This window comes from Couchioplanes caeruleus (assembly GCF_003751945.1).
Lineage (GTDB): Bacteria > Actinomycetota > Actinomycetes > Mycobacteriales > Micromonosporaceae > Actinoplanes > Actinoplanes caeruleus.
The window spans coordinates 2193383-2216226 of record NZ_RJKL01000001.1; the positions used below are offsets into that span (position 1 = coordinate 2193383).

At 74.1% G+C, this 22844-nt stretch carries 21 protein-coding genes; 9 read left to right on the plus strand and 12 right to left on the minus strand.

Features of this window, described 5'->3' with window-relative positions; genetic code table 11:
- Window positions 1–233: 233 nt before the first annotated feature.
- Window positions 234–971, plus strand: a complete 738-nt coding sequence (locus tag EDD30_RS09475) for a hypothetical protein (protein ID WP_143162900.1) — start codon at window positions 234–236, stop codon at window positions 969–971.
- Window positions 972–1003: 32 nt separating this feature from the next.
- On the opposite strand, the gene EDD30_RS09480 is transcribed toward EDD30_RS09475, so the two are convergent.
- The 5 genes from EDD30_RS09480 to trpC form a co-directional block, all read right to left on the minus strand.
- Complete coding sequence (locus EDD30_RS09480) at window positions 1004–2197, minus strand: FAD-dependent oxidoreductase (protein WP_123678197.1); 1194 nt, start codon at window positions 2195–2197, stop codon at window positions 1004–1006.
- Window positions 2198–2213: 16 nt separating this feature from the next.
- Entirely contained in the window at window positions 2214–3308 is a 1095-nt protein-coding gene (gene lgt, locus EDD30_RS09485; RefSeq protein ID WP_071806178.1) for a prolipoprotein diacylglyceryl transferase, read from the minus strand.
- Window positions 3309–3342: 34 nt separating this feature from the next.
- Window positions 3343–4149: a tryptophan synthase subunit alpha gene (gene trpA, locus EDD30_RS09490; protein WP_071806177.1), complete on the minus strand. Its 807-nt coding sequence runs from the start codon at window positions 4147–4149 to the stop codon at window positions 3343–3345.
- 76 nt (window positions 4150–4225) lie between these two features.
- A complete protein-coding gene (trpB, locus tag EDD30_RS09495; RefSeq protein WP_071806176.1) occupies window positions 4226–5467 on the minus strand; it encodes a tryptophan synthase subunit beta in 1242 nt (413 codons plus the stop codon).
- Window positions 5468–5543: 76 nt separating this feature from the next.
- Window positions 5544–6347: an indole-3-glycerol phosphate synthase TrpC gene (gene trpC, locus EDD30_RS09500; protein WP_071806175.1), complete on the minus strand. Its 804-nt coding sequence runs from the start codon at window positions 6345–6347 to the stop codon at window positions 5544–5546.
- A gap of 352 nt (window positions 6348–6699) precedes the next feature.
- Between trpC and EDD30_RS09505 the strand changes: the two genes are divergently transcribed.
- Window positions 6700–6987: a hypothetical protein gene (locus EDD30_RS09505; RefSeq protein ID WP_244945179.1), complete on the plus strand. Its 288-nt coding sequence runs from the start codon at window positions 6700–6702 to the stop codon at window positions 6985–6987.
- A gap of 97 nt (window positions 6988–7084) precedes the next feature.
- On the opposite strand, the gene EDD30_RS09510 is transcribed toward EDD30_RS09505, so the two are convergent.
- Genes EDD30_RS09510 through hisI form a run of 3 tightly spaced genes read right to left on the minus strand, consistent with a single transcriptional unit; the run spans window position 7085 to window position 9566 of the window.
- The gene (locus EDD30_RS09510; RefSeq protein WP_244945180.1) at window positions 7085–7609 is read right to left on the minus strand and encodes a Trp biosynthesis-associated membrane protein; all 525 of its coding nucleotides are present in this window, start codon (window positions 7607–7609) and stop codon (window positions 7085–7087) included.
- Between the two features lie 23 nt (window positions 7610–7632).
- On the minus strand, window positions 7633–9174 hold the full coding sequence (locus EDD30_RS09515; RefSeq protein ID WP_071806172.1) for an anthranilate synthase component I: 1542 nt from the start codon (window positions 9172–9174) through the stop codon (window positions 7633–7635).
- Window positions 9171–9566 (minus strand): phosphoribosyl-AMP cyclohydrolase, encoded by a 396-nt coding sequence (gene hisI, locus EDD30_RS09520; RefSeq protein ID WP_071806171.1) that lies wholly within the window; start codon window positions 9564–9566, stop codon window positions 9171–9173. The genes EDD30_RS09515 and hisI overlap by 4 nt, the downstream gene beginning before the upstream one ends.
- A 134-nt stretch (window positions 9567–9700) precedes the next feature.
- Here hisI and EDD30_RS09525 point away from each other — a divergent pair, with 134 nt between their 5' ends.
- The 4 genes from EDD30_RS09525 to EDD30_RS09540 all read left to right on the plus strand — a co-directional run bounded on the left by EDD30_RS09525 (window position 9701) and on the right by EDD30_RS09540 (window position 13675).
- Window positions 9701–11428: a hypothetical protein gene (locus EDD30_RS09525; RefSeq protein WP_148088125.1), complete on the plus strand. Its 1728-nt coding sequence runs from the start codon at window positions 9701–9703 to the stop codon at window positions 11426–11428.
- A gap of 166 nt (window positions 11429–11594) precedes the next feature.
- Entirely contained in the window at window positions 11595–12320 is a 726-nt protein-coding gene (locus tag EDD30_RS09530) for an ABC transporter ATP-binding protein (protein ID WP_071806168.1), read from the plus strand.
- A complete protein-coding gene (locus EDD30_RS09535) occupies window positions 12317–13051 on the plus strand; it encodes an ABC transporter permease (protein WP_071806167.1) in 735 nt (244 codons plus the stop codon). Before EDD30_RS09530 ends, EDD30_RS09535 begins: the two co-directional genes overlap by 4 nt.
- Window positions 13052–13072: 21 nt before the next feature.
- Window positions 13073–13675, plus strand: coding sequence for a TetR/AcrR family transcriptional regulator (locus EDD30_RS09540; RefSeq protein ID WP_071806166.1), 603 nt, complete (start codon window positions 13073–13075; stop codon window positions 13673–13675).
- A gap of 120 nt (window positions 13676–13795) precedes the next feature.
- On the opposite strand, the gene EDD30_RS09545 is transcribed toward EDD30_RS09540, so the two are convergent.
- The gene (locus EDD30_RS09545; protein ID WP_071806165.1) at window positions 13796–14536 is read right to left on the minus strand and encodes a DUF2470 domain-containing protein; all 741 of its coding nucleotides are present in this window, start codon (window positions 14534–14536) and stop codon (window positions 13796–13798) included.
- 85 nt (window positions 14537–14621) lie between these two features.
- On the opposite strand from EDD30_RS09545, the gene rpsD reads away from it, so the two are divergent.
- On the plus strand, window positions 14622–15230 hold the full coding sequence (rpsD, locus tag EDD30_RS09550) for a 30S ribosomal protein S4 (protein WP_071806164.1): 609 nt from the start codon (window positions 14622–14624) through the stop codon (window positions 15228–15230).
- 145 nt (window positions 15231–15375) lie between these two features.
- On the opposite strand, the gene EDD30_RS09555 is transcribed toward rpsD, so the two are convergent.
- Window positions 15376–17148: an ABC transporter ATP-binding protein gene (locus EDD30_RS09555; RefSeq protein ID WP_071806163.1), complete on the minus strand. Its 1773-nt coding sequence runs from the start codon at window positions 17146–17148 to the stop codon at window positions 15376–15378.
- Window positions 17145–18932: an ABC transporter ATP-binding protein gene (locus EDD30_RS09560; protein WP_394328266.1), complete on the minus strand. Its 1788-nt coding sequence runs from the start codon at window positions 18930–18932 to the stop codon at window positions 17145–17147. The genes EDD30_RS09555 and EDD30_RS09560 overlap by 4 nt, the downstream gene beginning before the upstream one ends.
- A gap of 169 nt (window positions 18933–19101) precedes the next feature.
- Between EDD30_RS09560 and EDD30_RS09565 the strand changes: the two genes are divergently transcribed.
- Together EDD30_RS09565 and EDD30_RS09570 are read left to right on the plus strand one after the other, a co-directional pair.
- Window positions 19102–19719, plus strand: a complete 618-nt coding sequence (locus tag EDD30_RS09565; RefSeq protein ID WP_071806162.1) for a TIGR03085 family metal-binding protein — start codon at window positions 19102–19104, stop codon at window positions 19717–19719.
- 66 nt (window positions 19720–19785) lie between these two features.
- Window positions 19786–21084 (plus strand): APC family permease, encoded by a 1299-nt coding sequence (locus tag EDD30_RS09570; RefSeq protein ID WP_071806161.1) that lies wholly within the window; start codon window positions 19786–19788, stop codon window positions 21082–21084.
- On the opposite strand, the gene pdxR is transcribed toward EDD30_RS09570, so the two are convergent.
- A complete protein-coding gene (pdxR, locus tag EDD30_RS09575; RefSeq protein ID WP_244945181.1) occupies window positions 20970–22766 on the minus strand; it encodes a MocR-like pyridoxine biosynthesis transcription factor PdxR in 1797 nt (598 codons plus the stop codon). The two genes, EDD30_RS09570 and pdxR, sit on opposite strands and share 115 nt — an antisense overlap.
- Between the last annotated feature and the right edge of the window lie 78 nt (window positions 22767–22844).

The window sequence follows — 22844 nt, forward strand, 5'->3', positions numbered from 1 at the left end:
GGCGATGACCTGCGGGTTGTGGCTCCTCCTCCTCCGACCGGCTCACAGGTTCCACGGTGCCGCTCGCCGACGCGTTCACCACGGCGTTCCCCCGGCCAGATGTATGCGACCCGGCAGCCGCGGCGGTACAGTCTCGGCGCTCAAATGATCAACATCCGGCCGGATCGACGATGCCCGTTCGATGCCGGCCGTCGTCACCTCATACCTCACGGAACGAGAACACTATGCGAAGCTTGTCCACCAAGGTCGCGTTGATTGCGCTGGCCGCCGCGGCGACGACGCTCGCCGGTTGTCAGGGCGACAAGGCGGATACGGTGCAGCCGGCCGCCGGGCCCGCCGCATCGCCGGTATCCGCCACATCCGGAGTCGCGGCGCTGAGCGCGGACGAGATCCTCCAGCGGGCGAAGGCCGCACTCACCCGGGCGAAGTCCTACCGGGCGAAGGGCATGCTGGACATGGAGGGCCAGAAGACCACGATCGACCTCAAGGTCAGCGGGGAGAACTTCACCGGCTCCATGTCCTTCGGTGGGGCCGAGGTCGAGCTCCTCGCCGTCGGAGGCAAGAAGTACCTGCGGCCGAACGACAAGTTCTGGATCATGTCGACCGACGCCGAGCAGGGCAGGACCCTGGCCCGGACGATCGGTGACCGGTGGGTGGCCGGAGCCGACAAGGACCAGTCGTTCGCGGACCTGTTCACGGTCGGTTCCATCGAGGCGTTCCTCAAGCCCACGGGGGCGCTGAGCAAGGGCGAGGAGAAGGAGGTCGGCGGTGTTCCGGCGATCGGGCTCAAGGACGCCGGCGACCCCGACTCGGTGCTCTATGTCGCGACGACCGGAGAGCCGTACCCTCTTCAGTTGACCGGCAAGGGTGACTCCGGGATGGTTTTCAGCGATTTCGGTGCGGCGTTCACAGACATCAAGGCGCCGGCCGGGGACAAGGTCGTGGATCTCGGCGAGCTGGCAGGGAAATAGTCACCGCCGAACGTGACGGACCCCCGGGCCCGCTAGTCCGGGGGGTTCCAGTCCGCGGCCGGGCCGTGGGCATGGCCCAGGATCCGCGGCCGTAGGGAGCCCAGGGCCGCGTCCCGCGCCCGCAGCGCCAGGCGGCCCCGCGCCTGCACCACCGCGGACATCCGCCGGCTCTGCCGCACCACCGTGGTCGTGCGCGGCCGGCGCACCCGGTCGTACGCCTCGACGGCCTGGCCCAGCGCCGGCCCCGGCTCCGCCGTCGCGACCAGGGAGCGCAGCGTCGCCGCGTCCTCGAAGGCGAGGCAGGCGCCCTGGCCCAGATGGTGGGGCATCGCGTGGGCGGCGTCGCCGAGCAGGACGACGCCTCCGGTGCCGCAGCGGAAGCCGTACGTGCGGGGCAGCGGTCGCAGTTCCCGGACCTCCTGCGGTATCAGATCCTCGGGGCGGGTCGCGGCGAGCAGCTCGCCGATGGGCTCGTGCCAGGTGGCGAACCATCGGCGGAGCAGCATCAGTTGGGTCGCGGGCGATTCCGGGCGGGGTGCGCCCGCCGCGGTCGCCACCCAGTAGATTCCGCCGCGGCCGGCCGCGCGGTCGCCGAGGGGCACCGAGACGAAGCGGTAGCCCGCGCCGAGGGTCTCTCCGCCGGCGCGGTGGTCCGGGGGCAGGGTGGGGGCGCGGAAGCCCGGCACGACCGCCTGCCAGGCGGCGAAGCCGGAGCCCACGGCGACCGCCTCGGGGGCCAGCGCGCGGCGGACCGGGCTGTCGATGCCGTCGGCGGCGACGATCAGGTCGGCCTCGAACAGCGTCCGGCCGTCGCCCACCGCCGGGCGAGCTGCGCGCCGGGCCCGGACCCGGGTGACCTCCATGCCGGTACGGATGTCCACGCGCTCGCCGAGGCCGGCCATCAGGGCGTCGTACAGGTCCTCGAGGTGCACCGCTGCGGGGGTCGCCAGGCCGGTACCCGCGCGGGTGTGCGGCGTGACCAGCCACTGGCCGTCGGGGCGGCGGACGCCGCCGTCGGGCAGCGGCGCGGCGATGGCGGGCCAGCCACCGTCCGGGTCGAGCGACTCCAGGGCGCGGCGGCCGTTGGGCCAGAGCACCAGCGCGGTCGGCGGCGCGGCCACCCGTTCGCCGCGTTCGAGGAGGGTGACCTGCCAGCCCTCGCGGGCGAGGGCGCCGGCCGCGGCGAGGCCCGCCATGCCCGCCCCCACCACCACGGCCGTGCGCATGTCGCCGGCCCGGTCGCTAACGCTCGTCGGCGGACGCGGAGGCGGCCGGGCGGGAGCCGTCGTCGCCGTCCGCGGCCGGCTCCTGCGCGTCGGCTTCGGCGGGCGGGCTCTCGGCAGGCGGCAGCACGCCCGTACGTTCGTACGCCCGGAACCGTTCCTCGCTCACGACTTGATAGGCCTTCGGGGCGGTAGCGACCCGCTCGGTGGTGCCGACGTCGACCTGGCTCACGTCGCCGGCCGGCTCGCTCACCGGCTCGGTCTCGGGCGCGTCGATCGGCACCACGTACTCGCGGGGACCCTTGACCAGCAGGAAGTAGGCCAGCGCCCCCAGGAAGACCACGATCGAGGTGAAGACGTTCAGGCGGACGCCGAAGAACTTGCTGGCGTCGTCGATGCGCAGCATCTCGATCCAGCAGCGGCCCACCGTGTACGCCATCACGTACAGCGCGAAGGCGCGGCCGCGGCCGAACTTGAACCGGCGGTCGAGGAGCCAGACGAACCCCGCCACGCCGACGTTCCAGACCGCCTCGTACAGGAAGGTCGGATGGTAGAGGTCGGGCAGGGTGACCGGCGTGCCGTCGATGACCGTGGCGTGGCCCGGGTCGGCGCGGTCCATGTCGTGCACGCGCAGGCCCCACGGCAGCGTCGTGACGCTGCCGTACAGCTCGTTGTTGAACCAGTTGCCGAGCCGGCCGATCGCCTGGGCCAGCGGCAGGCCGGGCGCGAGCGCGTCGGCGAACACCGCGAACGGGATGCCGAGCTGGCGGGCGGCCAGCCAGGCGCCGAGCGCGCCGCCGGCGATCGCGCCCCAGATGCCCAGGCCGCCCTCCCAGATCTGGAAGACCCGGATGGGCTGGCCGCCGTCGCCGAAGTAGTCACCCGGCGAGGTGAGCACGTGATAGATCCGCGCGCCGACGATGCCGAACGGCACCGCCCACACGGCCATGTCCAGCGAGGCCCAGGGCGCCACGCCGCGGCGGCGCAGCCGGTGCTCCATCACGAGGACGGCGACGACGATGCCGGCGACGATGCAGAGTGCGTACGCCCGGATCGGAATGCCGGCGACGTGCCACACCGATGTTGCGGGGCTGGGGATTGCGGTGAGGGTCACGCGCGCACCCTACCGCCGATTCCTGCCGGCGATGTCAGGAGGGTTTGCTCTCCCGTACGCCCGCGGCAAGCTCCGCGCTGAGCGTGCGCAGCCGCTGGTGGCCCGTGGCCAGGTCGGGGGCGTCGAGCACGCAGCGGATCAGCGCGCTGCCGACGATCACCCCGTCGGCGAACGAGGCCACCTCGGCCGCCTGCGCACCGGTGCCGACGCCCAGGCCGACGCCGACCGGCATCTCCGGGTCGGCCGCACGGACCCGCGCGACCAGCTCCGGGGCCTGCGACGACACCGACGTCCGGGCGCCGGTGACGCCCATCAGCGCGGTGGCGTAGACGAAGCCGCGGCAGTTCGCGACGGTCATCGCGAGGCGTTCGTCCGTCGAGGACGGCGAGACCAGGAACGTACGGTCGATCTCGTGCCGGTCGGAGGCGGCGATCCACGCCGCGGCCTCGTCCGGGATCAGGTCCGGGGTGATCATTCCGGTCGCCCCGGCCGCGGCGAGGTCGCGGGCGAACGCGTCCACGCCGTACTTCTCGACGGGGTTCCAGTACGTCATCAGCACGACGGTGGCGCCGGTGTTCGCGACCGCCTCGATGATGCGCAGCGTGTCCCGGGTGCGTACGCCGCCCGCCAGGGCGATGTCGGAGGCCTTCTGGATCACCGGGCCGTCCATCACCGGGTCGCTGTACGGCAGCTCGACCTCGATGACGTCGCATCCGGCCTCGGCCATCGCGACCATCGAGGCGATGCTGTCGTCGACGGTCGGGAAGCCCGCGGGCATGCACCCGACGAGCACCGACCGTCCCTCGGCCTTCGCCTTGCCGAAGGTCTCGGAAATACTCACGCCAGCACTCCGCTTCGCTCCGTGGTGCCACGAGGCACGAATGCGCTGAGCCTGACGATGACTCCGCTGCGCTGCGTCATTCCTGCTCCCCCGGTACGAGAACCTCGCGCTCGTCGAGGATGCCGAAGTAGGCCCCGGCGGTGTGCACGTCCTTGTCGCCGCGCCCGGACAGGTTGACCACGATCGTCGGGGTGCGGCCGAGCTCCTCGGTCAGCCGCGGCACGATGCGGGCGGCACCGGCGAGGGCGTGCGCGCTCTCGATCGCCGGGATGATGCCCTCGGTGCGGCAGAGGAGCTGGAACGCTGCCATCGCCTCGGCGTCGGTGACCGGCTCGTAGACCGCCCGGCCGGTGTCGTGCAGCCAGGCGTGCTCCGGCCCGACGCCCGGGTAGTCCAGGCCCGCCGAGATGGAGTGCGACTCGATCGTCTGGCCGTCCTCGTCCTGCAGCACGTAGGTGCGGGTGCCGTGCAGGACCCCCGTCGAGCCCCCGGTGATCGACGCGGCGTGCCGACCGGTCGCGACGCCGTCGCCGCCGGCCTCGAAGCCGTAGAGCCGGACCCCCTCGTCGCCGACGAAGGCGTGGAAGATGCCGATCGCGTTGGAGCCGCCGCCGATGCAGGCGGCGACCGCGTCGGGCAGCCGGCCCAGCGCGGTCAGGCACTGCTCGCGCGCCTCCGTGCCGATGCCGCCGACGAAGTCGCGGACGATCTCCGGGAACGGGTGCGGGCCGGCGGCGGTGCCGAGCAGGTAGTGGGTGGTCTCGACGCTCGACACCCAGTCACGCAGCGCCTCGTTGAGGGCGTCCTTGAGGGTCCGCGAGCCGTTGGTCACCGGCACGACGGTCGCCCCGAGCATCCGCATCCGCGCCACGTTGAGCGCCTGCCGCTCGATGTCGACCTGGCCCATGTAGACGACGCACTCGAGATCGAGGAGCGCGGCCGCGGTGGCGCTGGCGACCCCGTGCTGCCCGGCGCCGGTCTCCGCGATGACCCGCGGCTTGCCCATCCGCTTGGCGAGCAGGGCCTGGCCGAGCACGTTGCGGACCTTGTGGGCGCCGGTGTGGTTGAGGTCCTCGCGCTTGAGCAGGATCTCCGCCCCCAGCTCCGCGGAGAGCCGCTCGGCGCGGTAGAGCAGCGACGGCGTGCCGGCGTAGTCGCGCAGCAGGCCGGTGAACCGCTCCTGGAAGGCCGGGTCGGTCTTGGCCTCCCGGTACGCCGCATCGAGCTCGTCGAGCGCCCGCACGAGCGCCTCGGGGACGAAACGCCCGCCGAACCGACCGAAGTGACCGGTCAGGTCGGGAAGGGTCTCAGCGCTCATGCCGATCCTCCGCTTCGCTCCGGACCGCCATGAGGCACATGCGCACTGAGCCTGATGATTCGCTCCCTCCGGTCGCTCATCGGACCGGGCGGGGTGTCGCCGGGTGGTTGCCCGCGTTCACCAGCTCGGCCACCGCGTCGCGGGGGCTCTTCTTGGTCACCAGTCCCTCGCCGACCAGGACCGCGTCGGCGCCGGCCGACGCGTACCGGATCAGGTCGTGCGGGCCGCGTACCCCCGACTCGGCGATCTTGACGACGTTGTTGGGCAGGCCGGGCGCGATCCGCTCGAAGACGGACCGGTCCACCTCCAGCGTGCGCAGGTCGCGGGCGTTCACTCCGATGACCTGGGCGCCGGCATCCAGTGCCCGGTCGGCCTCTTCCTCGTTGTGCACCTCGACGAGCGCGGTCATGCCCAGCGACTCGATCCGCTCCAGCAGGCCGACCAGGACGTTCTGCTCGAGCGCCGCCACGATCAGCAGTACGAGGTCGGCACCGTGGGCGCGGGCCTCGTGCACCTGATAACTGGAGACGACGAAGTCCTTGCGCAGCACCGGCACATCGACCGCCGCCCGCACCGCGGCGAGGTCGTCCAGCGAGCCGCCGAACCAGCGGCCCTCGGTGAGCACGCTGATGCAGCGGGCGCCGCCCGCCGCGTACTCGCCCGCGAGCTCCGCCGGGTCGGGGATGTCGGCCAGGGCGCCCTTCGACGGCGATGACCGCTTGACCTCGGCGATCACTGCCACACCGGGCTTACGCAGGGCCGCGTACGCGTCGATCGCCGGCGGGGCCGCCGCCGCGAGCTCGCGTACCCGCTCCAGCGAGACCTCATCCTGGCGCGCCGCGACGTCCTCGCGCACCCCCGCCAGGATCTCCTCGAGCACGTTCTGCGATCCCGCACCACGCTGATCGGATGTCACCTAATGACTCCCCTCTCCGGGTGTCCTCGGCCCGATGCTAGGTGGCCGCCGACGTGTCCAGCCGCCCGGGGTATGGCGCGCCTCACGAGGTGGGCTGCGGCATAATGCGCTGCCGGGCGGAGCTTATCTCCTTCGTCACATCCTCCCTCGCGCCCTCTCGCGACTAGCTGGGACCCCCTGGATGATCGGCTGACGGTCCCCTGCGTTGACGGCCGTGTCATCAATCGGAAATACGACTCCGGCACCATGGGTCTCGGGCAGACTGGTCCGCGGCGTAACGCCCCGCGGACCTCGCGCGAGCACTGTGGAGGTGACCATGACCAGCGACGAGAACGGCTTCGCCGCCGTCTCCCGCACCGTCGTCTCGTATGCCGCCGTGCTGATCGCCGGCGTGGAGCGCAGGCTCGTCGGGGAGGAGAACGTGCGCACCGCCCAGGGCAACGCCTGGGCCGCGATGTGCGCCGACCGCGCCCGGGCCCAGGCACGCGCGGACCTGGACGCGCTCGTCGCCACCCTCGCCGCCCGGCCCCGCCGGCGCAACGCCGGTCACGGCGCCACCCCGCGCGCGAAGGCGGCCCCCGGCACGCTCGTCTCGACCCGCTGACACCCGGCCCGCTGACACCCGGCCCGCTGACACCCGGCCCGCTGACACACCCCGCCCGCTGACACACCCGGGCCCGCCGCCTTCCGGCGGCCACGGCTCAGGGCGCGGTGGGATCGTCTCCGCGATCGAGTGCGTCCCACGCCGTCCTCGTATCGACCCGCTCATCCTCGTTCGCCGGCGGCGGCGTGGCCGTCGCCGGGCGGCGCTCGTAGCGGGCGCCCATGGACGGCCACTCGTGGCCGTGCCGCAGCGCCCGCCAGCCGCCGGCCACCACCAGCAGCCCGCCGAGGACGCAGACGACCGGCCACAGCGTGCCGCCGGCCCCGGCCGCTCCGGCGTCGGCCCCGGTGCGGCCTCCGACCGCTCCGGCCACCACCGCGGCGCCGGTCAGCGCCAGCAGTGCGCCCAGGCCGCGCCGGGCCGTGCCCCGGGTGGCGAGCAGCGCGCCACCGCCGGCCAGGGCGACCAGCGCCAGACCGACCACCCAGGGTGCGAGGTCGGCGCCGGTGCGCGCGGTCGTCAGGTCGGGCAGGCCCGGCCGGGTGGTCACCTCGACCGCCCAGGCGCGGGTGATGCCGTACAGCGCCAGGCCGGCGCCCGCGGCGCAACACAGGACCGTCACGCCGAGCCTGCGGCCGGGACCGGTCACCGGGCGGCGCGCAGGGTCTCGGCGGCGGCGATCGCGGCGAGCACGGCGGCGGCCTTGTTGCGGGTCTCCTGCTCCTCGGCGGCCGGGTCGGAATCGGCCACGATGCCGGCTCCCGCGCCGACGTAGGCCGTGCCGCCGCGCATCAGCGCCGTACGGATCGCGATGGCCATGTCCATGTCGCCGGCGAAGCCGAAGTAGCCGACCGTGCCGCCGTACAGGCCGCGACGGGTCGGCTCCAGGCTCTCGATGATCTCCATGGCGCGTACCTTCGGCGCCCCGGACAGCGTGCCGGCCGGGAACGTCGCGGCGAGCGCGTCGAAGGCCGTCCGGTCGTCGCGCAGCTCGCCGACGACCGTGGATACGATGTGCATGACGTGGCTGTAGCGCTCGATGCGCGCGAAATCGGGCACCTCGACCGTGCCCGCGCGGCAGACCCGGCCCAGGTCGTTGCGCCCGAGGTCGACGAGCATCACGTGCTCGGCGCGCTCCTTCGGGTCGGCGAGCAGCTCGGCGGCGAGGGCGTTGTCGCGCTCCGGGGTCGCGCCGCGCCAGCGGGTGCCGGCGATGGGGTGCAGCAGGGCCCGGCGTACGCCCCCGTCCGCGGCGCTGACCTTGAGATGCGCCTCCGGCGAGGAGCCGACGATGTCGAAGTCGTCGAACCGCAGCAGATACATGTACGGACTCGGATTCGTCGCCCGAAGCACCCGGTAGACGTCCAGCGGGTCGGCGTCGGTGGCCCGCTCGAAGCGCTGGGCCACGACGATCTGGAAGCACTCGCCGGCCCGGATCGCCTCCTTGGCCGTGGCAACCGCCTTCTGGTAGTCGCCCGGCGCGGTGCGGCTGACCACGTCGCCCGGCGGCACCCGCTCCACCGTGGAGATCATCGGCGGGGTGGGGCGGGACAGCGCGGTGGTCATCGCGTCGAGGCGTCCCACCGCCTGGTGGTACGCGGCGCGTGCGGTGGCCCCGTCGGCGTCGCCGGGCAGCACCGCGTTGGCGACCAGGATCGCCGAGCCGTCGAAGTGGTCCAGGACCACGAGGTCGGTGGCGAGCATCATGCCCAGCTCGGGCAGGGGCAGGTCGTCCGCGGCGGTGGCGGGCAGGCGCTCGAACCGTCGGATCAGGTCGTAGCTCAGATATCCGACCATGCCACCGGTCAGCGGCGGCAGTCCGTCGTCGGCCGGCTCACCGCCGGGCGCGGCGAGGGCCGCGACCGTCTCCCGCAGGGCGACCACCGGGTCACCGTCCATCGGTACGCCCGCCGGCGGGCTGCCCAGCCAGACCGCCGCACCGTCGCGCTCGACCAGCGTGGCGGCGCTGCGCACCCCGACGAAGGAGTAGCGCGACCACGCCGCGGACCCGGCACCCTGCTCGGCGGACTCGAGCAGGAAGGTCCCCGGGCCGCCGGCGAGCTTGCGGTAGACGCCGATGGGCGTCTCCCCGTCGGCCAGCAGCCGCCGGGTCACCGGCACCACCCGCCGGCGCGCCGCCTCGGCGACGAAACCGGCCTCGTCGGGCGTCACGGCACCGCTGGTCATGAGTTCTCCTCCGGGCCGGAGACCGGCAACTCGTCGTTGAAGCACGTACGCGACCCCGTGTGACAGGCCGCCCCGACCTGGTCCACCGTGACCAGCAGGGCGTCACCGTCGCAGTCGAGGGCCACGGAACGGACGTACTGGTGGTGCCCCGACGTCGCGCCCTTCACCCAGTACTCCCGGCGGCTACGCGACCAGTAGGTGGCGCGCCCGGAGGTGAGCGTACGGTGCAGCGCCTCGTCGTCCATCCACGCGAGCATCAGTACGTCGCCGGTGGCATGCTCGCGCACGACGGCGGCGACCAGGCCGTCGGGGTTGCGGCGCAGGCGGGCGGCGATCGCCGGGTCGAGGGCGGACGGCCGGGCGGGCTGGTTCTGGAGGTCTGTGACAGGCACAGTGCCAGATTGTCCCGCACGCGCTCCGGCGGCCGCGCGCCGAGACTCCCCCGGCCCTCTAACCCACGATCCGGTCACCATCGCGCACAGGGGGTGTGACGGCGTAGCCGGGGACGGTACCGTCTTCGTGCGCCGTGCCTGCCCCGGCCGGCGCGCCCGCGCCCGCCCGGCCCGTCCGGACCGGTCGCGCCGCCACCGCGACGGGAGTCTCGAAGATGGAGCCGACGGCCAGCCCCGAGGACGGCCGGCAGTCCCGTGACTTCGCCCGCTTCTGGCCACCCACCGGACCCACCCCAGGCCGCGACAGGCCGGCAACCGGATCCACGCCAGGCCGCGACAGCCCGGCAACCGCACCCACGCCAGGCCGCGACAGCCCGGCAACCGGGCCCGCGCCGGGCCGCGACAGCCCGGCAACCGGGCCCGCGCCGGGCCGCGATGCCTTGGCGACCGGGGCCGGGGAGCCGGGCAGCAGCACCGACGAGCACGAGACCGGCAGCAACAAGCCCCGGCTCGGCAGCCGCGAGCCGGAGACCGGCGGCAGCGTGCCGAGGCCGCGGAGCGCCGGGCCGCGGCCGAGCGGCATCAGCAACGGACCGCGCTGGAACGATCAGGGAGGCTTCCACCCCGTGGAGACGAACGGGCACCGCAACGGACAGACCGGACCACGACATGGCGGCCGGTCGCAGGCCAACGGCACGCCACTGAACGGCCAGTCGCCGGCGATCAACGGCGCGCTGCCGATGTCGCGCTCGCCGTTCGCGCCTCCACCGGAGACCCCGCCACTGTACGCACCGTCGCCGTTCGCCGCGGCGGGAAACCCGTTGCTGCCGGACCCGCCGGCCGACCCGGACGGTGACCTCTCCGCCCGGCGCCCGGTGAGCGGGCCGCCGGCCACCGGATCGGCGCAGGTGCCGCCGTCCCCGAGCCACCCGTCCGGCGCCCCGGGCACGGCCGCGGGCGAGGGCCGGTACGCCACCTCCGACGCCGGCCTCGACACCCACGGCTCCGGGCACGGCCTGCACAATCCCGGCTTCGGGACGCACGGCGCCGGGCTCGGCCCACGGGACGCGCAACCGGACGCACGCGACGCCGGGGCCGAAACGCGCGACGCCGGGATCGGTCCGCGCGACGCCGGGGCCGAAACGCGCGACGCCGGGTCCGGGGCGCGCGACCCCCGGCTCGACGCGCGGGAGGTCGGGAGCGGCACGCACGACGCCTGGGCGCTGCCGTCGCACGGCGACACCACCGCGTCCGGCCCGCTCGGTGCCGCCGACCGGATCCCGGATCTCGACCCGTTCCCCGGCGCGTTCACCCCGTCCGGAAGCGACCCGCTGGCCGCGCCGTCGGCGGCGGAGCAGCCGGATCAGTGGATCCGCCCGGCGACGGGCGCCGCCACCACGAGCCAGGAAGCAGCCCCGCAGACAACGGGGCGCCGCGCCGCCCAGCAGGACGTGACGGCGGACGGTCGCGCGGCCACGGGCGACGACGCGGCAGGGACCCGGACGGGGAGCCGGCGCGCCGCCGGGAAGGGACCGGCCGGGCGGCGGGTGGCGGACGACGGCGGGCCGCTGCGGCCCGGCGATCTGGACCACAACCCGATCTCGTTCTGGGACGAGGCCGCCGGCAAGCGGTTCCAGGCCGAGTGGCACGAGGTCAAGGCGCAGTTCGTCGACGATCCGGTGGCCGCGCTGACCCGGGCGCACGACCTGCTCACCGAGGCCGCGCACGAGCTGACCGAGTCGATGCTCAGGCAGCGGGACGAGCTCGACCCGCTGCGGGGCACCTCCATCCCGGACACGGAGAGCATGCGCATGGCGATGCGCGGCTACCGGGAGTTCCTCGACCGCATCCTGGCCCTCTAGATCCTGGCCCTCTAGCCGTCCCTGCATCCTCAGGCCGTGGTCCCGCTTCGTGCGGCACCACGGCCTTTGTCATGTCCGTGTGCCAGCTTTCCGACGCGTCATTGTCCCGGCCACGGAATTCACCTACCGTTGAACTCAACAGTTGATGAGTTCTTCGGAGGCAACCATGACCAGCGCCATCGAGGTCCGGGGTCTCGTGGTCGAGCGCGGTGGGCGGCGGGTCCTGCACGGGATCTCCTGCACCGTGCCGGCCGGGAGCGTGACCGGGCTGCTAGGGCCCAGCGGCAGCGGCAAGACGACGCTCATCCGGGCGGTCGTCGGGGTGCAGATCGTCCGCTCGGGCACCGTCACCGTGCTGGGTCAGCCGGCCGGCGCGACGGCCCTGCGCCGCACCGTCGGCTACGTGACGCAGGCACCCAGCATCTACGCCGATCTCTCCGTACGCGAGAACGCCCGGTATTTCGCCTCGCTCCACGGCCTGTCCGCCGCCGACGCCGAGCAGGCCCTCACCGACGTCGGCCTGAGCGGCGCCGCCGGGCAGCTCGTCGGGAACCTCTCCGGCGGGCAGCGCAGCCGCGCCTCGCTGGCCTGCGCGATGATCGGCAAGCCGCGCCTGCTGGTGCTGGACGAGCCGACCGTCGGGCAGGACCCGGTGCTGCGCGCCGATCTGTGGGGCAGGTTCCACGCGCTCGCCGCCGAGGGCACGACGCTGCTCGTGTCGAGTCACGTCATGGACGAGGCCGGGCGCTGCGACCGGCTGCTGCTGATCCGCGAGGGGCGGCTGATCGGCGACGACTCGCCCGCGGCCATCCGCGCCACGGCCGGCACCGAGGACCTCGAGGAGGCGTTCCTGCGCCTCATCCGCGACCGCGAGGAGGTCGACGCCCGATGAACCTGCGGATCACGCTCAGCACGGCCGCCCGGATCCTGCGGCAGTTGCGCCACGACCGGCGTACGGTCGCGCTGCTGGTCGTCGTCCCGGCGGCGCTGCTGACCCTACTGTTCCACATGTACGACGAAGGGCCCACGTTCGACCGGATCGCGCTGGCGATGCTGGGGATCTTCCCGTTCGTGATGATGTTTCTGGTGACCAGCATCGCCATGCTGCGCGAACGCACCACCGGCACCCTCGAGCGGCTGCTGACCACCCCGCTCGGCAAGCTCGACCTGCTCTTCGGCTACGGGCTCGCGTTCGGCCTGGCCGCCACGGTGCAGGCGGCGGTGGCGGTCGGGGCGGCGTACTGGCTGCTCGGTCTCGATACCGTCGGCAGCTCCGGGCTCGTGGTGCTCATCGCCGTGGTCAACGCGGTGCTCGGGGTGGCGCTGGGGCTGCTCTGCAGCGCCTTCGCCCGCACCGAGTTCCAGGCCGTACAGTTCCTACCGGTGGTGGTCGTGCCGCAGCTCCTGCTCTGCGGGCTGTTCGTGCCGCGTGGGCAGATGGCGGGCTGGCTGCAGGCCGCCAGCGACGCCTTTCCGCTGTCCTACGCGGTGGACGCCCTGATGCAGGTCGGCCGGCATGCCGATCCGACCGCGACGATGTGGCGCGACCTTGCGATCGTGACGGGGGCCGCGATCGTGGCCCTGGTGCTGGCGGCCGCGACGCTGCGGCGCCGCACCGGCTGAGACGGACGGGAGAGACCTTCTTTGGTACGGCGCAGCGGGCGGCGTCCGGGCAACCAGGACACCAAGCAGTCCATCCTGGAGGCCGCCCGCACCATCTTCGCCGAGCGCGGCTTCGACAAGGCCTCGATCCGGGCGATCGCCGGCGAGGCCGGGGTCGATCCGGCGCTGGTGCACCACTACTTCGGCACCAAGGAGAAGCTCTTCCTGGCCAGCGTGAACGCGCCGGTCAACCCCGCCGAGCTGATACCGAAGGCGCTCGCGGGGCCCCGTGAGGAGGCCGGCGCGCGCCTGGTCGCGCTCGTGCTGAGCGTGTGGGACTCGCCCGCCGGTGGTGCCGCGGTGGCGCTCATGCGCTCGGCGCTGAGCAACGAGTGGACCGCCCGACTGATGCGCGAGTTCGTGCTCACCCAGGTCCTGCGCCGGGCGGTGGCCGAGCTCGGCATCGACGCGGAGGAGGCCCCGGTCCGTGCCGCCCTGGTCGCTACGCAGATCGCCGGGCTGGCCGTGGTCCGCTACGTACTCAAGGCGGAGCCGGTCGCCTCGGCCGACCCGCAGCGGCTGGTGGCCGCGGTCGGCCCGAGCGTGCAGCGCTACCTCACCGAGGATCTCCCCGGCGTCTTCTAGCGGGGCTACCCGCCCCGTCCGCGCGGCGTCCAGCGGGAGAGCTACGTCGCCCGCTCCGCGCGGCGTCTTCCCGCGCGGGGGGGGTACGCGCCCGGCGCTCGCGGCGGCTTCCCGCGGGGGCTACGCCGCCTCGTCGCGGTGCGCGCACCGGCCGCACAGCACCGGATGCAGCAGGTGGGCGAGGTCGTGGCGGTCGGCCACCGGGCGCGGGAACGACAGCCGGGCGAGCCGGGCGCCGAGGCGGACCAGGAAGCCGTAGCGGTCGAGGCGGACGACGCGGGGCTCGTCGCCGGGGCGGGCGGCCGGGCCGAGCTGGCGGCGCACGTAGCCGGCCATCTCCTCGACATGGTGGTCGGCGAGGTCGGTGATGAGGTCGAACTCGATGGCGCGCAGCGGGTCCGGTTCCGCCTCCGCGAACTCGTCCGGGTCGACCTCGACCAGGACGCCGTGGCGCTCGTAGCGCACCTCGGCGACGTCCATCCGGTGAATGACCTGCGTGGTGCCGACGTCGAGCAGGTCGGAGGCCGGGTCGCTGTCGGCGTAGTCGAGCGCGGCCTGGCGGGCCTCGTCTCCGGCTAGCAGGGTGGCCCAGCCCGAGACCCACACGCGGCCGAGGGACGGTGCGCCGGCCACCGGCGGCACGTCGGAGATGTCCAGGACGAGGGCGGTGTCGTCGGTGCCCGGCGCCGGGCTGAGGGCGGCGGTGACCGCGCCGTCGCGGGGCGAGAGCAGCAGCACCCGGCCGTGGGCGTCGGTCACGTGGCGCACCGGGAGCGGGCCCGGACGGCAGGCGATGTGCGCGGTGGCGGGCAGGTGGCCGGCCGCGAGCGTCCGCGCGACCTCGGCATGGGTGGGCTGCATGTCAGGAACCTCCGGGCACCGGTTAGGCTAACCTTAGTAAGGCGAGGCTAACCGTAGCATCCCGTCCCGAAGGAAAAGATCGCCCGTGAACAACTCCCGACCCAAGGCCCGGCTGTCGCGGGCACTCGGCATCCCGCTGACGCGCAAGTGCGTGAAGTACTTCGAGCGGCGCCCGTTCCCGCCCGGCGTGCACGGCCGTGGCCGGCGCAAGCAGTCGGACTACCAGGTGCGACTCCTGGAGAAGCAGCGGCTGCGGCACCAATACAACATCAGCGAGGCCCAGATGCGCCGGGCGTACGACGACGCGCACCGCAAGGAGGGCAAGACCGGCGAGAACATGGTCGCCCTGCTGGAGAGCCGCCTCGACGCGACCGTGCAGCGCGCCGGCCTGGCCCGCACCGTCTACCAGGCCCGCCAGCTCGTCGCCCACGGCCACTTCACGGTGGACGGCAAGAAGGTCGACCGCCCGTCCTACCGGCTCAAGCCCGGCCAGGTGGTCGAGGTCCGCGAGAGCAGCCGGCAGAAGCCGCCGTTCCAGATCGCGGCCACCGGCGCGCACCTCGACGGCCCGACCGCGCCGTACCTGTCGACGGTGATCGAGGAGCTGCGCACCACGGTGCTGCGCAAGCCCGAGCGCTCCGAGGTGCCGGTGGTCTGCGACGAGCAGCTCGTCGTCGAGTTCTACGCCCGCTAAGCCGACCGACGCGCCCGCTAAGCCGACCGACGCGCCCGCTCAGCACACCGAAACAGCCGCTGAGCACACCGAGGCGCCCGCTCAGCACATCGAGGCGCCCGCTGAGCACACTGGGACCCCGGCGCTCGACGACGGCGCCGGGGCCTCAGTGCGTCTGCTCGAGCCAGCTCGCGTACAGCTTGGCGTAGATCGACTCCGGGTCTCGGAGCAGCTCGGCGTGCGGGCCGCGCTGCACCACGCGGCCGGCGTCGACCACGATCACCTCGTCGGCGGACTCGGCCGTGGAGAGGCGGTGCGCGATCGCCACCGTCGTCCGCCCCCGGGTGACCGCGTCCAGGGCGTGCTGCAGGCGCACCTCGGTGGCCGGGTCGACGGCGCTGGTGGCCTCGTCCAGCACCAGCAGGTCGGGGTCGGCGACGTACGCCCGCACCAGCGCCACGAGCTGCCGCTCCCCCACGCTCAGCGCCTCGCCGCGCTCACCGACCGGGGTGGCGAGCCCGCGCGGCAGCCCGGCCAGCCAGTCCGCGAGCCCCAGCTCCGCGAACGCCGCCGTCAGCTCGCCGTCGGTGAGCGCAGGCCGGGCGAAGCGGATGTTCTCCGCCACGGTCGCGTCGAACAGGAAGCCGTCCTGCGGGACCATGACCACCCGCGAGCGCAGGGAGTCGAAGCGTACGGCGGTCAGCGGCGTCCCGCCCAGCAGGACCTCGCCGTCGGCCGGGTCCATCAGGCGGGTGAGCAGCTTCGCGAAGGTCGTCTTACCGCTGCCGGTCTCGCCGACCACCGCCACCTTGGTCCGCGCCGGGATCTCCAGGTCCACCCCGGAGAGCACGACCGGACCGCTCGGATAGCGGTACGAGACGTCGCGGAACCGCACGGACAGCGGCCCGGCCGGCAGCGCCACGCCGCCGTCGCCCGGGTCGGCCACGTCCGGGCTGACGTCGAGCACGTCCAGCACCCGGCGCCAGCCGGCCACCGCGTTCTGGGCCTCGTTGAGCACCTCGGTGGCGATCTGCACCGGCTGGATGAACAGGGTCACGAGGAACAGGAAGGCGGTGAGCTTGCCGATGCTGAGCCCGCCGTCCACCCCGAGCAGCACCCCCACCACCACGGTCGCCGCCAGCGCGGCACCGGCCGCGATCTCGCCGGTCGAGAAGCTGATCACGCTGGTCCGCAGGGCTCGCTGCTGCGCGACGCGCAGATCCTCGACGGCCGCGTCGAGGCGCTTGCCGGTGCGCCCGGCGACACCGTACGCGCGGATCACGGTGGCGCCGACGACGCTCTCGGCGACCACGCCCAGCATGACCCCGGTGCGTTCCCGCACGACCCGGTAGGCGCCGGCGAGCCGCCGCTGGAACAGCCGGATCACGATGACCGCCGGCACGAACGCGGCGAAGACCACCAGGGTGAGCTGCCACGAGTAAACGATCATGACGACGGTGGTGACCACCACCTGACCACTGCTCAGCAGCAGCATGACGCCGCCGGTCTGCAGGAACTGGGTGATCTGGTCGACGTCGCCGGTGACCCGGGAGACCAGCGAGCCGCGCCGCTCCGACTGCTGGTGCAGCATGGACAGGTCGTGAATGTGCCGGAACGTACGGGAGCGCAGCCCGGCCAGGGCGGTCTCGCTGACCGTGAACAGCCGGCGCGTCATCGCGTACCCGCAGGCGGTGGAGACCGCGAGCACCGCGAGGGTGAGCAGGACGATCAGGCCGACCGTGCCCAGATCCGGGCCGCCCGGCGCGCGGATGCCGCGGTCGATGCCCTGCTGGACCGCGATCGGCACGGCGACCCGGCCGGCCATGGACACGAACGCCAGCGCCAGGGTCCCGGCGAGCCCGGGCCGCAGCTCGGGCGAGAGCGCGATGCCGCGCCGCAGGGTGGCGAGCATCCCCTCCTCGACGACGGCCACGGTCATGGCTGCACCACCTCGGCGGCGTGGGTCTTCTCGTACGCGGTGACGAGCGCGCGGTAGCCGGGCTCGTTCTCCATCAGCAGCGCGTGGGTTCCGGTGGCGACGACCTTGCCGTCCTCCAGGTAGACCACCTCGTCGGCGAGCGCGATCGTGGCCCGCCGGTAGGCGACCACGAGGATCGAGGCACCGGCGTCGGCGCCGCGCAGCGACGCCAGGATCGCCGCCTCGACCCGCGGGTCGACGGCGCTGGTGGCGTCGTCCAGCACCAGCAGGCGCGGCCGGCCGGCCAGGGCCCGGGCCAGGGTGAGCCGCTGCCGCTGGCCGCCCGAGAGCGAGGTGCCGCGCTCGCCGACCGCGGTCTCCAGCGCCTCCGGCAGGTTCGCGACGAAGCCGTCGGCCTCGGCCAGCCGCAGGGCCGCCCACGCCGCGGCCTCGTCGACGCCCTCGCGGTCCAGCGTCACGTTGCCGCGGACGGTGTCGTCGAAGACGAACGGCACCTGCGGCACGAGCGCGGTCGCCGCGGCCAGGGCCCGTTCGCTGAGGTCGGGCAGCGGGGTGCCGTCCAGCCGGACCGTGCCGCTGTCCGGGTCGACCAGGCGTACGGCCAGCGAGGCGATCGTGGATTTGCCGGAGCCGGTCGCGCCGACCAGGGCCACCGTCCGGCCGGCCGGGACGGTGAAGGAGACGTCGTGCAGGACCTCGGCGTCCTCGCCGTACGCGAAGTGGACCTGGTCGAAGGTGAGCGCCGCCGGGCCGTGACCCACCGGCTCGACCGGCCCGTACGCGAGGTCGCCGTCGGCCGCGAGCACGGCCTGGACCCGCTCCCATCCGGCGACGCTGCGCGGCAGCTCGGCGACCACCCAGCCGATCGCGCGGACCGGGAACGCCAGGACGGTGAAGAGGAACGCGACGCTGACCAGCTCGGCGACGCTGAGCGCGCCGGTCTGCAGCCGCCAGGCGCCGAGCAGCAGCACGGCCAGGGTGCCGACGCTGGGCAGGCTGTCCATCAGCGGGTCGAAGAGGCCGCGCAGCCGGCCGACGGAGATGAGCGCGTCGCGCAGCTCGGTGACCTGCTCACGGAAGCGCCGCGCCTCGTCTGCCTCGCGGCCCATGGTCTTGACCACCAGGGCGCCGTCGAAGCTCTCGTGCGCGACCGCGCTCACCTTGGCCCGCAGCCGCTGGGCGCGGATCTGCCGCGGCGACATGCGGCGGGAGTAGACGAGGTTGAGGCCGAAAAGCGCCGGGAAGAGGGCCACGCCGACCAGGGCGAGCACCCAGTCGGTGACGAACAGCGACACCATCGCGGCGAAGATCATGACGATCGTCCCGACCGCGAACGGCAGCGGGGCGATCGGGACGAAGGCGGCCTCCACGTCGGAGTTCGCGTTCGACAGCAGCGTGCCGGTGGCGTGCCGCTGGTGCCAGGCCGGCGGCAGGGAGAGGTAGCGCCGGGTGACCGCTCGTCGGTAGCGCGCCTGCAGCCGGAACTGCATGAAGCCCGCGCCGAGCCGGCGGCCGAAGATCGCGGCGACGCGCAGGACGGCGATGCCGAGAAACACCGCCGCGATCGTCGCCAGGACGGCCGTGCCGGCGCGGCGCTCGGTGAAGGCGGGCACGACCACGTGACCGATGACGGCGCCGACGACGTACGCGTTGGCGATGACGAGCAGCCCGAAGAGGCTGCTGCCGACGGTGCCGATCACGAAGAGGCGGGGTTCGGTGCGGATCGCGCGACCGAGGACGCGAAGGCCGCGGCCCAGCACGTCACGGCTGGCCTTCTTGGTCAAGATCCCCGCCCCTGGTAAGTCCCCGCCGGCCGTTCCAGCCTTACCAATCCATCCTGCCGAACCTCCCGTCCATTGCCACGGGATTTCCATTGTGTCTGCCGTTACACCCGGGCGCAGCCCCGCGGCGGCCGTCGGGCGGATCGTCCCGGTCCTGCCTACCATCGCCTCTATGAGTGACTATGCGCGTACGGAACGGTCGCTGCTCGCCGGCCTGCTGCTCGAGGTGGGCCCGGACGCGCCCACCCTGTGCGCCGGCTGGACCGCCCGCGACCTCGCCGCCCATCTCGTCGTCCGCGAGCGCCGCCCGGATGCGATGGTCGGCGCCCTGGTCCCGCCGCTGGCCGGGCACACCGAGCACGTCCGGCGGGCCACCGCCGCCCGGCAGTACGCCGACGTGGTCCACGACGTGCGCAACCCGCCCTGGTGGAGCCCGCTCAGCAACCCCTTGACCGACGAGCTCGCCAACACCGTCGAGTTCTTCATCCACCACGAGGACGTCCGCCGGGCCCGCCCGGACTGGGAACCACGACAGCTTCCCCACGGCCACCAGGCCGCGCTCTGGCGGGCGGCGAGGTTCACCGGGCGGCTCACCCTGCGCCGCCTGCGCCGGCCGGTCCGCGTGCAGGCGCCGGGCTTCGGCGAGTTCCAGGTCGGCGACGGCACGCCGGCCACCGTCCTGACCGGCGCCCCGGGCGAGCTCGCGCTCTTCCTCGCCGGCCGGCAGCAGGTCGCGCGGGTCGACGTGACCGGCGACGAGAGCATCCGCACCGCGCGGCTGAGCATGTAGATCGGCCCCTCCGACCGGCGCGGAATTGGCTCGGAACCGGAGTCGATCGACGCCTACCGTGGGCGCATGATCTCCACCGGCACCCTGTCCCGGGCGCAGGGCACCGCGCTCTGCGTCGGCGCCGTCCTCGGCACCGGCGTCATCTCCATGCCGGCGCTGGCCGCCGAGGTGGCCGGGCCGGCCTCGCTGCTCGCCTGGCTCGCCCTGATCCTGCTGTCGGCGCCGCTGGCGTGGACCTTCGCCGCGCTCGGGGCCCGCCATCCGGACGGCGGCGGGGTGTCCACGTACGTCCGGCTCGCCTTCGGCCCGCGCGCCGCCGCGGCGGTGGGCTGGTGCTTCTACTTCGCCGTGCCGCTGGGCGCGCCCGCGGCCGCCGCCTTCGCGGGCGGGTACGTCGCCGACGTCGTGGGCGGCGGCCGCGCCACGGTCGTCGCGACGTTCCTGGGCGTGCTGGGCGTCGTCGCCACGATGAACTGGTTCGGGCTGCAGATCTCCGGCCGGGTGCAGCTCTACCTCACCGCCGTCCTCGCCACGCTGCTGGTCGTCGCCGTCGTGGCGGCCCTGCCGCACGCCCGCCTGGCCAACCTCACGCCGTTCGCCCCGCACGGCTGGGCCGGGGTCGGCGCCGCGGCGGCCATCCTGGTCTGGGGCTTCGCGGGTTGGGAGGCCGTCTCGTCGCTGTCGGGCGAATACCGCGACCCGCGCCGGGACGTGCCCCGGGCCACCGCCGCGGCCGTGCTCGTCGTGGGCGTGCTGTACCTGGCCGTGGCCGCGGCGAGCGTGCTCGTGCTCGGCCCGGCCGTCGGCGACAGCCCGGCGCCCCTCGCCGACCTGCTCGCCGCCGGGATCGGCGGGCCGGTCCGCGCGGTCACCGCGGTCGTCGCCGTGCTGCTGACCATCGGCGCGGTGAACGCGTACCTCGCCGGGGCGTCGCGGCTCGGGGTCGCCCTGGCCCGCGACGGCGCGCTGCCCGCCGGGCCGGTCCGGACCCCGCGCCGGTCGCTGGCCGTCGTGACCGCCGGGAGTCTGGTGGCGATGCTGCTGCCGATCAGCCTGCACACCTCGATGCTCTTGGTCACCGGTTGCTTCACGCTCGTGTACGTCCTGGGCACCGCGGCCGCGCTCCGGCTGCTTCCCCGGGGCTGGTCGCGCCGCGGCGCCGGCCTGGCGTTCGTGGCGACCCTGGGCCTCCTGGTCCTCAACGGCCCGCCCGCCCTGCTCAGCCTGATCGTCGCCGCCGGCGCGGTCGCCTACGCTTCCCGGCCCCGGCGCAGCACTTCACCGAAGATTCCCAGCCCCTCGTCCAGCAGTGCCGGGTCGATCGCGCCGAAGCCGAACACGAACCCGGTCGAGTCGCTGCCGTAGGCGCCGAGATCCTCCACCGCGACGCCCCGGGCGGCGGCCGCGGCGACGGTCCGGGCCGACCCGGGCGCCAGCGCGGTCACGTGCAGCCCCGCCGCCGACGGGACGACCTCGAGCCCGGGACACGCGCGCAACGCCGCGACGATGCGGTCGTGGCGCGCGGCGTACGCCTTCACCGCCCGGCGCACGTGCCGGGCCAACTGTCCCTCGTCGATGAAGCGGGCCAGGGCGGCCTGCACGGCGATCTGCCCGAACCCGTCGCCGAGCTGCCGCGCCGCCGCCAGCGCACCGCGCAGGGCGGCCGGGGCGAGCACGAAGCCCGTACGCACGCTGGGCAGCATGGTCTTGGAGAAGGTGCCGACGTATAGGACGCGTCCGGTGCCGTCGAGTCCGTACAGCGGTTCCAGCGGCCGGGCAGAGAACCGGAACTCGGTGTCGTAGTCGTCCTCGACCACCGCGGCCTGCCGCCGGGCCGCCCAGTCCAGCAGCGCCTGCCGCCGGGCGACGCTCATGACCCGGCCCAGCGGAAACTGGTGCGACGGCGTCGTGTAGACCACCCGGGCGGCCCGCGGCAGCGCGTCGACCACCAGGCCCTCGGCATCCACGGGTACGCCGACCACGCGCGCACCCTGCGAGGCGAACAACCGCCGCGCCGGCGGGTAGCCGGGCTCCTCGACCGCCACGACGTCACCGGGACGCAGCAGCACCCGTCCGATCAGGTCGAGCGCGTGCTGAGCGCCGTTGGTGACCAGCACGTCGTCGGTCCCGGCCCGCAGCGACCGGGAGTAGCCCAGGTAACGGGCGATCGCCGAGCGCAGCGCCGGATGGCCGGCGGGATCGGCGTACCCGCCGGGATCATGGGCGCGCAGCCGCAGCTCGGCCGCCACGAGCCGACGCCACGACTCGAACGGGAACAGCCGCGCGTCCGGGATGCCGGTACGGAAGTCGTACCGCGGCGCGGGCGTGCCGGCGCTCGTGGGCAACGGGTCGAAGGTCCAGCCCGCCCGGGGCCGCAGCGGGTCGGCCGGGGCCCGGCGCGGCACGGGCGCGGTGGCGACGGGGGCCACGAACGTGCCCGATCCCGTCCGCGCCACCAGGGAACCCTCGGCGACGAGCCGTTCGTACGCCGTGGCCACGCTGTTGCGCGCCACGCCCAGGTCGGCGGCGAGTACCCGGGTCGCCGGCAACCGGTGTCCCACGGGCAGCCGGCCGTCCGCGATCGCCCGCCGGATCGCGCGGTAGACCTGGACCGTCGTCCCGTCCGTGCCGTCCAGGCTGATGATCAGGTCCACGTGCCCATTCTCCGATGTCACCGAAAAGATCGCCGGGATCGGCGTGCTCGGCGCCGGCCTGACGTCGGACGGCACCAGTCCGCGCAGCGAGGCCCCGGTGGCCCGCGAGCTGGCGGAACTGCCGCCCTCCGCGGTGTCCGCCCCGTCGGCCGGGCAGCCGTCGTCCACCCGGCCCGGTTCGCCGTCTGCGCGGCCCCGGCCGTCGTCCACGCGTCCGTCGTCCGCGCAGCCGTCGTCCGCACGGCCCGGGACCCCGGGGTCCGCGCAGCCGGGCCGGCCGGCCGCCGGCACCAGCCGCACCCTGACCACCCGGGGTGGCACTGTCGTCGCCCGCTGTGATTCCGCCACCCCCGAAATCGTCTCCATGTCCCCGGCGCGGGCTTCTCTCTGCACGAGCAGGAGGGTGACGAGGGCGAGTTCCGCAGCACCTCCGACAACCACGACCGGGTGCGGTTCACGGTCGTCTGCTCG